At 58.0% G+C, this 13,737-nt stretch carries 13 protein-coding genes; 5 read left to right on the top strand and 8 right to left on the bottom strand.

Features of this window, described 5'->3' with window-relative positions:
• Positions 1–45 precede the first annotated feature (45 nt).
• From ACTJKE_RS06715 to ACTJKE_RS06730, 4 genes are read right to left on the bottom strand one after another with little or no spacing between them, the layout of a single operon-like run.
• The gene (locus ACTJKE_RS06715) at positions 46–2,415 is read right to left on the bottom strand and encodes a xanthine dehydrogenase family protein molybdopterin-binding subunit (protein WP_060521607.1); all 2,370 of its coding nucleotides are present in this window, start codon (positions 2,413–2,415) and stop codon (positions 46–48) included.
• Positions 2,412–3,173, bottom strand: coding sequence for an N-acyl homoserine lactonase family protein (locus ACTJKE_RS06720; RefSeq protein ID WP_060521606.1), 762 nt, complete (start codon positions 3,171–3,173; stop codon positions 2,412–2,414). The genes ACTJKE_RS06715 and ACTJKE_RS06720 overlap by 4 nt, the downstream gene beginning before the upstream one ends.
• A complete protein-coding gene (locus tag ACTJKE_RS06725; protein WP_060521605.1) occupies positions 3,170–3,649 on the bottom strand; it encodes a (2Fe-2S)-binding protein in 480 nt (159 codons plus the stop codon). The genes ACTJKE_RS06720 and ACTJKE_RS06725 overlap by 4 nt, the downstream gene beginning before the upstream one ends.
• The gene (locus ACTJKE_RS06730; RefSeq protein ID WP_113544693.1) at positions 3,642–4,631 is read right to left on the bottom strand and encodes an FAD binding domain-containing protein; all 990 of its coding nucleotides are present in this window, start codon (positions 4,629–4,631) and stop codon (positions 3,642–3,644) included. The genes ACTJKE_RS06725 and ACTJKE_RS06730 overlap by 8 nt, the downstream gene beginning before the upstream one ends.
• 147 nt (positions 4,632–4,778) lie before the next feature.
• Here ACTJKE_RS06730 and ACTJKE_RS06735 point away from each other — a divergent pair, with 147 nt between their 5' ends.
• Complete coding sequence (locus tag ACTJKE_RS06735) at positions 4,779–5,576, top strand: SRPBCC family protein (protein WP_060521603.1); 798 nt, start codon at positions 4,779–4,781, stop codon at positions 5,574–5,576.
• A gap of 64 nt (positions 5,577–5,640) precedes the next feature.
• Here ACTJKE_RS06735 and ACTJKE_RS06740 read toward each other — a convergent pair whose 3' ends face one another.
• Genes ACTJKE_RS06740 through ACTJKE_RS06755 form a run of 4 tightly spaced genes read right to left on the bottom strand, consistent with a single transcriptional unit; the run spans position 5,641 to position 8,992 of the window.
• The gene (locus ACTJKE_RS06740) at positions 5,641–6,585 is read right to left on the bottom strand and encodes a branched-chain amino acid ABC transporter permease (protein WP_060521816.1); all 945 of its coding nucleotides are present in this window, start codon (positions 6,583–6,585) and stop codon (positions 5,641–5,643) included.
• A gap of 26 nt (positions 6,586–6,611) precedes the next feature.
• Positions 6,612–7,499: a branched-chain amino acid ABC transporter permease gene (locus ACTJKE_RS06745; protein ID WP_440691515.1), complete on the bottom strand. Its 888-nt coding sequence runs from the start codon at positions 7,497–7,499 to the stop codon at positions 6,612–6,614.
• A gap of 34 nt (positions 7,500–7,533) precedes the next feature.
• Positions 7,534–8,241: an ABC transporter ATP-binding protein gene (locus ACTJKE_RS06750; RefSeq protein ID WP_250806556.1), complete on the bottom strand. Its 708-nt coding sequence runs from the start codon at positions 8,239–8,241 to the stop codon at positions 7,534–7,536.
• The gene (locus tag ACTJKE_RS06755) at positions 8,234–8,992 is read right to left on the bottom strand and encodes an ABC transporter ATP-binding protein (protein WP_060521815.1); all 759 of its coding nucleotides are present in this window, start codon (positions 8,990–8,992) and stop codon (positions 8,234–8,236) included. Before ACTJKE_RS06755 ends, ACTJKE_RS06750 begins: the two co-directional genes overlap by 8 nt.
• Before the next feature lie 268 nt (positions 8,993–9,260).
• Between ACTJKE_RS06755 and ACTJKE_RS06760 the strand changes: the two genes are divergently transcribed.
• From ACTJKE_RS06760 to ACTJKE_RS06775, 4 genes are all read left to right on the top strand, one after another.
• Entirely contained in the window at positions 9,261–10,469 is a 1,209-nt protein-coding gene (locus ACTJKE_RS06760; protein WP_060521600.1) for an ABC transporter substrate-binding protein, read from the top strand.
• Positions 10,470–10,565: 96 nt separating this feature from the next.
• Complete coding sequence (locus ACTJKE_RS06765; RefSeq protein WP_060521599.1) at positions 10,566–11,333, top strand: enoyl-CoA hydratase-related protein; 768 nt, start codon at positions 10,566–10,568, stop codon at positions 11,331–11,333.
• An 88-nt stretch (positions 11,334–11,421) separates the two neighbouring features.
• Complete coding sequence (locus tag ACTJKE_RS06770) at positions 11,422–12,177, top strand: SDR family NAD(P)-dependent oxidoreductase (RefSeq protein ID WP_060521598.1); 756 nt, start codon at positions 11,422–11,424, stop codon at positions 12,175–12,177.
• Between the two features lie 23 nt (positions 12,178–12,200).
• Positions 12,201–13,730, top strand: coding sequence for a class I adenylate-forming enzyme family protein (locus ACTJKE_RS06775; protein ID WP_060521597.1), 1,530 nt, complete (start codon positions 12,201–12,203; stop codon positions 13,728–13,730).
• Positions 13,731–13,737 lie beyond the last annotated feature (7 nt).

Here is a 13,737-nt window from a genome sequence, read left to right on the forward strand (position 1 = left end):
AATAGGCATCTATAGTGGTCCGCCTCTGGGCGGCGAAAGGTTGTCTTATATCCGGTCGCGAAGCATCTGGAATATTCGTTCAGGTGTCACAGGAAGCGTTTGCACCGAAATACCGAGATGCGAAAGCGCATCAGACACCGCATTCGCGATTGTAGCCGGAGCGCCGATGGTGCCCCCTTCGCCCATACCTCGGAAGCCGCCGACATTGTTGGGGAGGTCCGCCTCGATATGCACGATCCCAATCGGGGGGATACTGCTCGCCACCGGAACAAGGTAGTCGGCGAGGCTGGCGGCCACTGCTTGTCCTTGATCGTCATGAATGATCTCTTCCAGCAGGGCGGCACCAATCCCCTGCGCTACGGCTCCATGCACTTGGCCATCGACGATCATCGGATTGATGATCTTGCCGCAGTCTTCGGCCACCACGTACCGCAGGATCTTTACGTGGTAGGTCTCCGGATCAACCTCTACCATGGCAAGATGCGTTGATGAGCAAGCCGTGCCCAGATAGGGATCGTATGTCTCCGACGCAATCAGGTCCTCCCTCTGGTCACGGGGTATACGCCCCATCTGGGTGTAAACCGCCGATGCTACCTCTTTGAGTGTCATCGTTAGGTTCGAGGCGCGGCTCGTGACAATACCGTCTTGGATATCGAGATCTTCGGCGCTCTGCTCCATTAGATAGGCTGCGGCACGCAGCACCTTTGCCTTGACCGCGCGAGCCGCCAAGGTCGCCGCGCCTCCACCCAGCACCGCCGAACGGCTAGCGTAGGTTCCGCTCGACATCGGAACCAGCGAACTGTCGCCGTGCCTGACCACAATGTCTTCGAGCTTGCACCCAAGTTCGTCAACAATCACCTGGGCGAGCGTCGTCTCCAGCCCCTGGCCGTGAGACGAAATGCCGAAGGCCGCAGTGACGGCCCCGGTGGCGTCAATTTCGATCTTCGACGTTTCCGTGCCTGTGTTGATGGGCATACCAGGCGCCACCGATATCCGCGATCCAATCCCGGTCAATTCCGCGTAGCTCGCAAGCCCAATCCCAACCCAGCGGCCTTCCTTTCTCGCCCTGTCGCGTTCTCGAACCAGATTGGGATAGTCAACGTGATCGCAAGCGCCTGCTAGGCATTCCTGGAATGCCGACTTGTCCCAAATGATGCCCGAAGCGGTGCGATACGGAAATTCTTCGGCCCGGACCAAGTTCCTTCTACGAAACTCGACAGGATCCATTCCGAGCTTCCGTGCCGCCATCTCGACAAGGCGTTCCATCGCAAATGTGGACGAGGGACGACCAACGCCGCGGTAGGGGCCAGTGGGTGGTTTTGGTGTAAGAACCCCTCTGATGCGGCCCCGATAGTGTTCCATTCTATAGGGACCGGGTAGGAAACTGACTACTTGGACTGTCTCCAGCGCGGCAGTCCAAGGGTAGATTGAGTACGCCCCGACGTCGCCGATGACCTCGGCTCGCAACCCGATCAACATCCCATCCTTCGTCACCGCAAGTTCGGCGTCGATCAACTCGTCGAACGCTTGGCTTGTCGCGGAGAGATCTTCAAGGCGATCGCTGATAAACTTCACCGGCCGTTTGAGTTTCCGGGCCAGGAGGCAGACCAGCATTTCCTCGCCATACAGGGATCCCTTTCCGCCAAAACTGCCGCCCACGTCCGGAGCGACCACTCGGAGGCGGGTGCCGGGAAGCCCCAGACATTCAGATAACACGTCGCGTATCACGCCAGGGATGTTAGAGGATGTGTAGAGGGTCAGAGACTGCTTCCGGGCATCCCATTCGGCGAGATAGGATCGGTTCTCCATTGCGACTGCGGTCTTGCGCGTCATGCGGAAACGACCTTTGACCGTGACCGCTGCGCCCTCGAATACGGCGTCGACGTCGCCACGTTTGAATTCACGTCGAATGATCGTGTTCGTCCCAGCTTCCTCGTGCAACAAGGGAGCATCGTCTTTGACTGCGTCAACCTGCCTGATGGCGAATGGCAGGGGTTCGTATTCAATGTTGATATGTTCCAAGGCGTCTTCGGCGGCATAGCGGCTTTCCGCAACGACGGCGACCACCGGTTCCCCTACATAACGCACTTTTTTTCGTGCCAGCGGCCAGATCGGGGTGGCGTAGTAACCGGGCATTCGCGACGTGGGAATGGCGGGTTTGATGTCGTTTTCGAGGTCCGTTGCGTCGTATATCCCCACGACGCCCGGAACGGAAAAGGCGTCTCCAATATCGACCCCCACGATACGCGCGTGCGGCTGATCGGATCGCCGCAACGCGACATGGAGCATTCCCGCCGGTGCCATGTCATCTACATACTGTCCGACGCCCGCTAGGAGCCGCGGGTCTTCGGTGCGCCTTATCCTTTGGCCAACGAGTTTGGGGCGGAGCTCGACGGAGTGGTCGTGCTGGCTCATTCGTAGAACTCCGTACCTTTTCGCAAGGTTTGCCACTGCGTGTCATCATGCCCAGAGATGACTGTGTCGCCACCGTCCCTGAACGTCTTGAGCCGTCCAAGCGCCTGTTCGGCTAGATCCATGTTCCACGTGTTTTTGGGCGCGATCCCGTCGTCAATGTTCTTTTGTAGAGGGGCCGCGTCTGAAGCGAGAATGAACGTTCCGTCTCGTTCCAGCGTCAGCCGAGTTACAGTCATCCCAGGGGTATGCCCCGGCATCGGAAGAAGTACGACACGCGCGTCGCCGAAAACGTCGTGTTCATCCCTGAATGTCTGGAAACCTTGGGGTTGCTCCCACTCACTTTTCAGATAGCCCTGTTGCTCAGCGCCGTCAGCTTTCGCGGCGTCCAGTTCCGCCTCGTGACAGAGGATCGTGGCGCGCCGGAAACTCGCATTGCAGCCGCAGTGGTCCGGATGAAGATGTGAGCAGATCACGACGTCGATATCGCCGGGTGTCAATCCAAGTCGCTTGAGTTCAGACACAACCGTTTGCTCGGGTGCGAAGATCGGTGTCATGACCTTGCTTAGGCCGCCCCAGCGCGCCTGTGGATCGATTGCGGCTCCGGGGTTGCATCCGCTGTCGAAAAGTACGTTGCCTTGAGAGTGCCGTATCAGCGTTGCATGCACCGGCAACTCGATCGTTTCTTCTTTTGCGGCCCCAGAGAAGTAGATGGATCGGCGCATGCGCAAGCGGCCGCCCGCGAGAAAGTGCATCTTCATTTCAGGGGTCCTCTTTCTTTTGCCAGTTCGCGGACGGCGTCGACGATGTGTTCGTAGCCCGTGCAGCGACAGATGTTGCCTGACAGCGCCTCCCGGATCTGGTCGTCGGTCTCGAGTGGGTGGTGTCGCAGGAGGTCGGTCACGGCCATAATGAAACCGGGTGTGCAGAATCCGCATTGAAGGCCGTGATGCTGCCGGAATGCGTCTTGGACGCGGCCCAGGTTTTCCACGTCCCCCTGTCCTTCGATGGTCTCGATCTGCATGCCGTCAGTCTGCACTGCAAGCGTAAGACAAGATCTGGCACTCCGCCCATTCAGAATGACCGTGCAAGCCCCGCACACCCCGTGTTCGCAACCAACGTGCGTGCCGGTTAGCCCCAACTCATGGCGCAGGAAGTCGCTGAGCAGCAAGCGCGACTCGATCGACTTCGTGTAGCTCAAACCGTTGACGGTGACGGTGATTGCTCTCTCAGTCATCGGCCTTGCTCTCCTGAGGATGTGCCCGTTTCCACGCGCTGCGAATGGCGCGTCGTGCAAGTACTCCGGCAAGATGCCGTCTATAATCCGCGGAAGCATGTATGTCCGTGTTCGGGTGCAGTGCGCCGTTCAGGGTTTCCGCGATGTCGGCTAGGAGGTGGTCGGATATCGTCTTCCCCTCGATGAGTTGTTCGATCTCTGACAGGCGCAGCGGCGTCTCACCGACGCCCATCATGCCGAAGCGGACGTCACAGGCCACGCCGTCAACGCTACGCATTGTTGTAGCGACGCAAGCCAGCGCGAAGTCCCCGTGACGCTTGGAGAATTCTTCGAAGCCCCATCCCGTGTCGGCAGGCAGCGTGTCGATTTCGATTGCAGTGACGAATTCGTCTGGCTCAAGGGCGTTCATGAGTGAGCCGACGAAGAACTCTGAGGCTGGGATATGTCGTTCACCTCGGATGGAGCAGGCCGTGATCGTGCCATTGAGAAGGAGTGTCATCATGGGCATTTCAGCCGCGGGATCTGCGTGGCAAACGCTCCCGCAAAACGTCCCGCGATTACGTACGGTCATGTGCGCGACGTGGTGCATAGCGTCGTGCAAGATCGGAAGATGCGTCTGAACCAGAGCGTCAGTAGCCGTCATATGATGGCGGACCGTGGCTCCAATGCGCAGCCGATCCCCTTGTAGTTCGATCCGATCGAGACCGGCGATACGATTGATGTCGACGAGGATGGCTGGCTTTACCAGGCGGAAATTGATCATAGGCATCAGGCTCTGGCCGCCCGCGAGAATTTTGCCGTCACCGTCCGCAGCGGCTAGTGCTTCAGCGGCCTCGGCTATGGTCGATGCGGCGAGGTATTCGAATTGCGCCGGTTTCATATCGTCGCCTTGCGGATGGACGCTTCCACCAAGGAGTGAAGAACCCGGCGACAGTGCTGGGCCGATGTGACCGCGGTGCGGTGTGCAGTTGGTGGGAAACATGCCATTTGGGCTTTCCTCCGATATTCGCCCTCAGTGGGTCATTATTGTCATTGTAACTTGCATTATTAGACTTAATGTACGAATGTCAAGCGACCTGCTGGCCCTGACAGGAAGGGCGATCGCAAAGATATATGAGGAGGAAAGTCCATGGATATGACGGGTCAACAGCATATCGCAGCAACCAAGGAGGAGGTGTGGAGCGCGCTTAACGACGCTGAGGTGCTAAGGGTGTGCATCCCCGGCTGCCAAGAGCTTACGAAGTCCTCGGATACGGAGATGGCGGCGGTCGCAGTTATCAAGGTTGGTCCCGTAAAAGCGCGCTTTCAGGGGGCGGTTACATTGTCCGATCTCGATCCGCCGAACGGTTACAAGATCACAGGCGAGGGGCAGGGCGGCGTCGCCGGTTTCGCGAAGGGCGTCGCGAATGTGCGGCTCGAGTCGGTCGTAGACGGAACCGTCTTGCACTACACGGTCGACGCGCAGATAGGTGGGAAGCTTTCACAGCTTGGGGGGCGCCTTATCGACGTGACGGCGAAACAGATGTCCGGCCAATTCTTCAAACGTTTTGCGCAAGAAATCCAAGCGCGCCAAGGGGTGCGTGAATCGACCGATCGATCCGATCCTGTTGAAACGAAGCAGAAACAGCAGGGCACTACGCCTGCAGCAAACGGTTCCGATGTGAGCGCGGCGTCTGCGCATCGTCCCGCCTCGCCAGCGCCAGCCATGGGCACGGCTGCTTCCCCGAGCCTGCCGATACTTGCGGCGGTTGTCTTTGCAGCGGTGGTGGTGGCCATTTGGGCGATTTTCGGTGGATTGCTCCCCAGTATTGCGCCGGCTGCAGAAGGCCGCGCGCACATATCGCCGGACCTGGCGAGCGTCGTGCAACTGATTATGGCTGCCGCCATCGGTTATCTCTTCGGAGCGCGTTCCTGCATCCGTGGTTGATAAACAAAAGAGCCGGGGTTGCACAAGACCCCGGCCAATAACGCTTGCATAACGAGACTTATGGTTAGTTTGAGCGGCGCTCTAAGGCCGCTTTAAGTTCTCCAAACACTCCGCGCCTGAAGACCATCACGCAGACGACGAAGAACAGGCCGATGACGAAAGTGATCGGCAGGCCGCTGGTCGACAGGAAATGCTCCAAGCCGACGATGATAGACGCTCCGACGATGGGCCCAATTAGCGTTCCCATGCCGCCCAGCAGTGTCATGAGGATGGCTTCGCCCGACATATGCCAAGTCACATCGACGAGCGAGGCGAGTTGGAAGGCAATCGCCTTGAGGGATCCTGCGAAACCTGACAGGCTCGCTGAGAGCGTGAATGCTATTAGCTTGTAGCGCTCAGGTTTGAGGCCGAGAGACGTCACTCGGGTCTCGTTTTCACGGATCGCAGCCAGGATGTGGCCAAAGGGGGAGTTCACTGCTCGCCAGATGACCACGAGGCCTAACACGGTCCCGCCGAGCACCGTATAGTACATGGCGGTGATGTTCCGCAGATCGATTGTTCCAAGCAGGTACCCGCGCGGAACCGCCTGAATCCCATCCTCTCCGCCTGTGAACGGCATCTGCACGGCCATAAAGTAGACCATTTGCGCAAGCGCCAACGTGATCATTGCGAAGTAGATGCCGTGACGACGGATGGCCAAGGCTCCAAACACGAAGCCGAGGATGGCAGCGAAAAGTGTGCCGGAAAGCACGGCGAGTTCAAACGGCAGGTGCCAAACCTTGGCGGCATGCGCCGCGATGTAAGCCCCGCCACCAAAGAAGGCGGCATGTCCGAATGAAAGTAGGCCTGCATACCCGAGTACGAGGTTGAAAGCTGCCGCGAACAGCGCGAGGCACAGGATTTTAATGAGGAACAGCGGATACATCACCAGCGGGGCGCATAGCATCAGCAGCGCGACGCCGGCGAGAAGTATAGGTCCAGTTTTGCGGGCGAAGGTGGGCGCCGGCATGGAAGGAGATAGGGTCGAACTCATGATCATGCCTCGCGACTAAATAGGCCGGACGGACGTATAAGTATGACCAGGACCATGGCGACGAACACCGCGATCGAGGACGCTGCTGGATAGAATGTTTTCGTCAGGCCCTCGATGACACCCAGGGCCAGTGCGGTAATGATGGCTCCACCGATCGATCCCATGCCGCCGATGACGACAACCGCGAAGACAACGATGATGATGCTTGACCCCATGCCTGGGCTTACCTGGTAGAGGGGGGCTGCAAGGGCCCCGGCGAATCCCGCGAGGCCGACGCAAAATGCATACGTCAGTGTCAGCATCAGTGGGACATTGATCCCGAACGCCTGTACTAGAGATGGACTCTCTGTCGCTGCTCGCAGATAGGCGCCGAGTTTCGTGCGCTCGATGGTTAGCCAGGTCAGGAGACAAATCACGAGGGAGATCGCGATCACCCAGGCGCGATAGATCGGCAGGAACATGAAGCCGAGATTGATTCCTCCGGAAAGTGCGGATGGAACCGGGTAGGGCTTGCCTGCCGCACCGAAGATATGGCGAAACGGTCCCTCGATCATCAGTGCTACCCCGAAGGTCAGCAGCAGGCTGTAGAGATGGTCCATCCGATACAGTCGCCTGAGGAAGAGCCGCTCTACCACAATGCCGACTAGGCCCACCAGCAGGGGCGCTGCTATAAGGGTCGCCCAATAGTTGAGGCCCAGCGTCGAAAGCAGGAACCAGGCGGCAAATCCACCAAGCATGTAGAACGCGCCATGAGCGAAATTGATCACATTCAGCATGCCGAAGATGATCGCCAGCCCCAGGCTCAATAGCGCATAGAAGGAGCCATTGATGAGGCCGAGCAGCAGCTGGCCGACAAGGACGGGTGTCGGAACCCCGAAGATCTCAGTCATCGGCTTCCACCTGTTTTGAGAATACGATCATGGTCTAAACTCCAAGATACCGGTTCAGCCGATCCATGTTGGCATCGAGCGAGCTGTTCGGGATTTCGTCGATCACTTTCCCCTGGTCGAGGACGAAATGGCGATCGGCAACGGAGGCAGCGAAGCGCAGGTTTTGCTCGACCAGGATGATGGTCATGCCCCTGTCCTTGAGGATGCGCAGTGCCGCACCAATCTCTTCGATAATGACAGGTGCGATGCCCTCGGTCGGCTCGTCGAGCAGGATGAGATCGGCACCTGTCCGCAGCACGCGTCCGATTGCCAGCATCTGTTGTTCGCCGCCTGATAGGCGCGTTCCTGGGGTGTTGTCGCGTCCCTTCAGATTTGGAAACAGACCGTAAATCTCATCTATCTCCATCCCGCCTGACTGCCAGGCGGGCGGGAACAGCAGGTTTTCAAGTACACTCAGCGTCGAAAAGATCCCGCGCTCTTCAGGCACGTAGCCGATACCGAGACGCGCGACTTTGTGTGGCGCAACCGTCAAAAGGTCGACGCCCTTGTAGATGCCCGTGCCACGGCGTTTATTGACTACGCCAATAAGGCTCCTAAGTGTCGTCGTCTTTCCCGCGCCGTTGCGGCCGATGAGCGTGACGACTTCACCTTTCTTGACGTCGAAGTTGACTCCATGCAGCACATGGCTTTCGCCGTACCATGCCTCAAGGTTTTCGATTGCTAGGAGCGGGATCTCAGCCATGGGCTCCTCCCAAATACGCCTTGCGGACTTCATCGTCTGCGGAGACTTCGGAATAGGTCCCCTCGGCGATGACCTCACCGCGCCTTAGAACTGTGATCTTATCGGAAAGATCTGCGACGACGCCCAGGTTGTGTTCGACCATGAGAACGGTGCGCCCTCGTCCGACTGTCCGAATGAGTTCCGCCGTTCGGCCGATGTCTTCTGTCCCCATGCCTGCCATGGGTTCGTCCAAGAGTAGCACGTCCGGGTCCAGCGCCAATGTTGTCGCCAGTTCCAGTGCGCGCTTTCGTCCGTAAGACAGCTCGCTCGCCTTCGTCCGAGCCTTATCAGCCAAGCCGACGCTCTCGAGAAGGGCGGTGGCTTCATCATTGAACCGTCGAAGGTTCTTATTGGATTTCCAGAATGCGAAGGTTTCGCGCTCGCGAGCCTGCAGTGCCACCCTGACGTTCTCATGTGCGCTGAGGTGTGGAAAGACCGATGAGATTTGGAAAGACCGAACAAGGCCGAGACGAGCGATCTCCGCCGGCGCCATATTCGTAATGTCTCTCTCCTTGAAAAATATCCGTCCGCTGCTCGGCGAGAGGAATTTCGTCAATAGATTGAAGAGCGTGCTTTTGCCTGCGCCATTGGGTCCGATCAACGCGTGAATCGTCCCGCCGTTGATCTTCAGGTTGACGTTGCTGACGGCAATGAAGCCGCCAAATGCGCGCGTCAGTTCGCGCGCCTCGATGATGGGTGCGTTATCCGGCACGAGTCCTCCCTTACCGAATTTTTTTCTCCTCCGGCGGGCGATCAAGAGTCGGCCCGCAACCTTCAGCTTGCTTGAGAAGGCGAATTCAGGAAAACACATCAAGTCTAATAATGCAAGCTTGCGCTGACTTAAATTTTCTGCTTACACTTATCATGCGCCCAACGAATTAGCGATCAAGATACAGGATCATGCGAGTTCAAGTATGATAGCGCAAGTTTACGAAGTTGGCGTTTTGAGGGCATAGACGCCGAAACTGGGAGGATGGATCATGAGACATTTGAGGATGTTGCTGTCGTGCGCTGCCGCGTTCGGGACTGTAGCCATGCCAGCTGCGGGGCAAAGCGCGGGCCCTGTAAAGATTGGCGTGCTCACCGATGTTAGCGGTCAGTTTTCACATGAAGCCGGCGAGGGGGCGATCGCGGCGGTGAAGATGGCCGTCGAGGACTTCGGCGGAAAAGTTCTGGATCGACCGTTAGAGGTTGTCGTCGCCGACCATCAGAACAAGCCCGAGGTCGCGGTATCCACAGCGCGTGAGTGGTACGAGTCCCAAGGCGTCACGATGATCAACAATTTGATCAACTCGGGAATCGCGCTTGCGGTCGCGCAGGTTGCAAAAGACGAGGACAAGATCGCGATCGTCAACGGGTCGGGTTCGTCCCGCCTGACCAATGATAGCTGTACGCCAAACAGCATTCACTATTCCTACGATACCTACGCTCTCGCGAACGGAACCGCAAACGAGCTGATCCGACAGGGGTTGAAGAACTGGTTCTTCCTGACTGCCGACTACGCCTTCGGTCACGCGCTCGAAGCTGATGCAACGCAGATTGTTAAGGCGAACGGTGGTGAGGTGTCGGGAGCAGTGCGCTATCCGATCGAGACTTCGGATCACAGCGCGTTCATGTTGCAGGCCCAGGCGTCCCCTGCGCAAGTCGTTGCCTTGGCAGGATCAGGAACGACATTCGTCAACGCTGTCAAATCGGCCGCCGAGTTCGGCCTGACCTCGTCGGGAAAGATCGTCGCAGGCCTGCTCGTCTGGGACACCGATGTACATTCCCTCGGCTTGGAGACCGCACAGGGCATGATCCTCACAAACGCGTTCTACTGGGACCGGGACGACGAAACGAGAGCGTTTGCCAAGAAGTTTGAACTACGCGTCGGCCGTCCCCCCCATATGGGAGACGCAGGGGATTACTCTTCAACGATGCACTACTTGCAGGCTGTCCAGGCCGCGGGCACGACCGATACTCGACAGGTCATGGCAAAAATGAAGGAGATGCCGGTCAACGACTTCTTTGCGAAGAACGGAAAGATCCGGGAGGACGGCCGTTTCGTGCACGATATGTACGTCTACCAGGTCAAGACGCCCGCAGAATCTACCGGCGAATGGGATCTGCTCAAGCTTGTTACGACTATTCCGGGAGACAAGGCTTTTAGGCCTTTGTCGGAAAGCCAGTGCCCGCTGGTCAAAAACTAAGCCAAGCGGTGTCCGGCTATCCGTGGGCCGGGCACCCCAAACAATCGAGATGCCGATGCGACTTAGCGCGCAGTAGGACGTTATGCGAGCGGGAACATGAGTAACATCTTAGTAGAGAATGCCGGTGGGGTTGCGTTGGTCACGCTGAACCGACCTCAGCATCGTAATGCTGTTACGTACGAGATGTGGCAGCAGCTTGCGGATCTATTTGAACGGTTTAATCACGACTCCGCAGTGCGGTCGATCATCCTGACGGGCGCTGGCGCTGATTTCTCAGCGGGAGCCGACATCAGCGAGTTCGAGGCAGTTCGCGAGGGACTTGAAGAAAGCAAGCGCTACGAAGTAGCCGTCGATGCCGCGGGTGATGCGATCTACGGAGTTTCGAAGCCGACGATTGCAGTTTTGCGGGGTTATTGCCTGGGTGGAGCTGCGCATCTCGCTATGTCCTGTGATTTCCGGATCGCGGAAAGCAGCGCCGTGTTTGGCATCCCGGCCGCGCGTCTATCTATCGTCTACGGCGTCTCCGCTACGCGTAAGCTTTTTTCACTCGTCGGCGTCACGAAGGCGAAGCGCATACTTTACACGGGGCGGCGGTTCAATGCCGAGGAGGCCCTTGCGCTTGGCTTCGTCGATGAGATCGCGATGGAAGCGCAAGCCGCGGCCCGTGATCGCGCTGCGGAAATGGCCGAGAGCGCTCCCCTTACCATCAAGGGCGCCAAGTTCATTCTGAACGGCTGCGCGCGCGGCGAACTAAATCGAAACGCCGCCGAGCGGTTGATCGACGAGGCAAGCGCCAGTCATGACTATGTCGAAGGGCGCAAGGCTTTCAAGGAAAAGCGGTCGCCGCGATTCTTGGGGCGGTAGCCAACACGCCTCGACGTATTAAGCCGCCACATCGTGTGGCCGCAAATCGGGCTGCCGAGGGCAGCAAAGACTTCAAGGAGATATCGCAGTGCAAACCAATCTGAATGGCAAGGTCGCGCTGATTACAGGCGGCGGGCGAGACGTTGGCGGTGACATCGCTCGCGCACTCGCTGCCGAAGGCGCGATTGTGGCGGTCAATTATAGCCGCTCGCAAGCGGAGGCCGAGTCCGTTGTCAGGTCCATCAAGGACGCTGGCGGAAGGGCCAAAGCCTACCAAGCCGACATCAGTGACAACGAACAGGTCAAGGCGATGGTCGCTGCCGCGCATGCGGATTTCGGAACGATTGACGTGCTGGTCAACAATGCCGGCTACGTCAAATACCAGCGGTTCGTGGAATCGACTCCGGAGGACTGGAAGAAGCAGATCGACGTATGCCTCTACGGCGCGATCAACTGCTGCCATGCGGTTGCGCCATCAATGATCGCACAGAACTCCGGCCGCATCATTAATCTCGTGGGTGACAGCTCGCGAATTGGGGAGGCCAATTTGGCGCTCGCCGCGGCTGCGCGGGGCGGCACTATAGCGCTTGGAAAGTCCTTGGCCCGGGAGTTTGGCCGCAACAATATCACCGTCAATACCGTGTCGCTCGGTTTGATCGAGACGTCCCATTCCGACCCCGAATTCCTAGCCCGGAACCTCGACAAGATCGTCAAGGCCTATCCGCTCCGCCGGATCGGAAAACCTGATGACGTTGCTCCGATGGTTACGTTCCTGGCTTCAGAGGCGGCGTCTTGGGTGACGGGGCAGGTTATCAGCGTGAACGGCGGCTTCTGCATGGTCTAACCAAAGGAGCGGGAGGAGGAAACATGATACACTTTGAGCTTATCGCGCCCGTCGGAGAGATGCTCCGGCGGAATGCCGGCCTGTACCCCGAAAAGCTGGCATTCGAGGACAGGAGGCGGTCCGTCTCCTATCGAGGTCTGGAAAGCGAGACACGGAACCTGGCCTTTCAATTCATCGCTATGGGTCTCGAAAAGGGACAGGCTGTGGCGATTTTTCTGCCGAACTCTGTCAATTGGGTCGTCGCGTGTCTTGCGGCCGTGCGCGCTGGAGGCGTCGCAGTTCCCGTCAGCATTGAATCTACGGAAGCAGAACTTAGCTATCGAGTCACAGATGCCGATTGCGCGTTCTTGGTGGTCCCGCCGGAAAAGCGAGCGATGGCGGAAGAATTGGTGCGGCGGCTGGGCCGTTCTACCTTAGTTGTGACTGAGAGCGATAACGCTGACTTTCAGATTCAGTTGGACGTTTCCACTACGTCTTTTGAGGACGACCGGGATATCGACCGGCCTGCCTATATCGTCTACACGTCGGGAACGACGGGGCAGCCCAAAGGAGTGCTTTTATCGACGCGATCGATGTTGTGGGTCACTGCATCGTGTTGGGCGCCGATCGCAGGGTTGAGCGAAAACGACGTCGTCTTGAATACGCTACCCCTCTATCATTCATATGCGTTGAACATCGCAGTACTCTCAATCATCGCCACTGGTGCGAGTGAGTACATCATGGAGAAGTTCTCGACTTCTCAAGCCACGGACTTGCTTCGGACAGGCCGCTTCACGTTCATGCCGGGCGTTCCGACGGTTTTCCATTACTTCCTATCGGCATGCCAGACGAGCGGCGAAAGACTCCTATCTTCGGTTCGGCTTTGTGTATCCGCCGGAGCAATCTTGCCAGGCAGCTTGAACAACGATTTCGAGGATTTCTTCGGTGTCCCTCTGCTTGACGGTTACGGCATTACCGAGACCTCGACGATGGTTACCATGAATTGGCCAGGCAAATGGCGTGTTTCGGGTTCCTGTGGTTTGCCCCTGCCGGGTTTAAGTGTCCGGCTTGTCGACCCCAACACAGGTCTCGACATGCCTGTCGATATGGAAGGCGAGCTAATCTGCAAGGGTCCCAACCTGATGCAGGGTTATCACAACAAGCCCCAGGAGACGCAGAAGGTTGTCATAGACGGATGGTATCACACCGGGGATTTGGCGAGATGCGACCAGAACGGCTTCCTGACGATCACCGGCCGTCTGAAAGAGTTGATCATTCGCGGTGGGCAGAACATCGCGCCGGCGGAAGTCGAGGAGACGATCCTTCTCCTCGATGCAGTGATGGATTGCGCAGTCATAGGCATGCCTCATGCCATGTTGGGAGAAGTACCGGTCGCCTGCGTGGTACTCAAAACTGCAGCCACGCTCGACCAAGATGACCTCATCGGCCACTGCAAGGCACGTCTGTCCGCATACAAGATTCCCGATCGGATCTACGTCGTGGATGAAATTCCGCGCACCGGATCAGGCAAGATCCTGCGAGTGAAGCTTCGTGAGAGGCTTCCAGCGGCGTAACTAAGTA

The sequence above is a fragment of the Ensifer sp. 22521 genome, assembly GCF_052044795.1.
GTDB lineage: Bacteria > Pseudomonadota > Alphaproteobacteria > Rhizobiales > Rhizobiaceae > Ensifer.

Bases quoted from the DNA above. Each gene is read 5' to 3' on its own strand.
- ACTJKE_RS06740 (WP_060521816.1), bottom strand. From the start codon at position 6,585: ATGCCGGCGCCCACCTTCGCCCGCAAAACTGGACCTATACTTCTCGCC.
- ACTJKE_RS06735 (WP_060521603.1), top strand. From the start codon at position 4,779: ATGGATATGACGGGTCAACAGCATATCGCAGCAACCAAGGAGGAGGTG.
- ACTJKE_RS06750 (WP_250806556.1), bottom strand. From the start codon at position 8,241: ATGGCTGAGATCCCGCTCCTAGCAATCGAAAACCTTGAGGCATGGTAC.
- ACTJKE_RS06775 (WP_060521597.1), top strand. From the start codon at position 12,201: ATGATACACTTTGAGCTTATCGCGCCCGTCGGAGAGATGCTCCGGCGG.
- ACTJKE_RS06765 (WP_060521599.1), top strand. From the start codon at position 10,566: ATGAGTAACATCTTAGTAGAGAATGCCGGTGGGGTTGCGTTGGTCACG.
- ACTJKE_RS06720 (WP_060521606.1), bottom strand. From the start codon at position 3,173: ATGAAGATGCACTTTCTCGCGGGCGGCCGCTTGCGCATGCGCCGATCC.
- ACTJKE_RS06725 (WP_060521605.1), bottom strand. From the start codon at position 3,649: ATGACTGAGAGAGCAATCACCGTCACCGTCAACGGTTTGAGCTACACG.
- ACTJKE_RS06760 (WP_060521600.1), top strand. From the start codon at position 9,261: ATGAGACATTTGAGGATGTTGCTGTCGTGCGCTGCCGCGTTCGGGACT.
- ACTJKE_RS06730 (WP_113544693.1), bottom strand. From the start codon at position 4,631: ATGTTTCCCACCAACTGCACACCGCACCGCGGTCACATCGGCCCAGCA.
- ACTJKE_RS06715 (WP_060521607.1), bottom strand. From the start codon at position 2,415: ATGAGCCAGCACGACCACTCCGTCGAGCTCCGCCCCAAACTCGTTGGC.
- ACTJKE_RS06745 (WP_440691515.1), bottom strand. From the start codon at position 7,499: ATGACTGAGATCTTCGGGGTTCCGACACCCGTCCTTGTCGGCCAGCTG.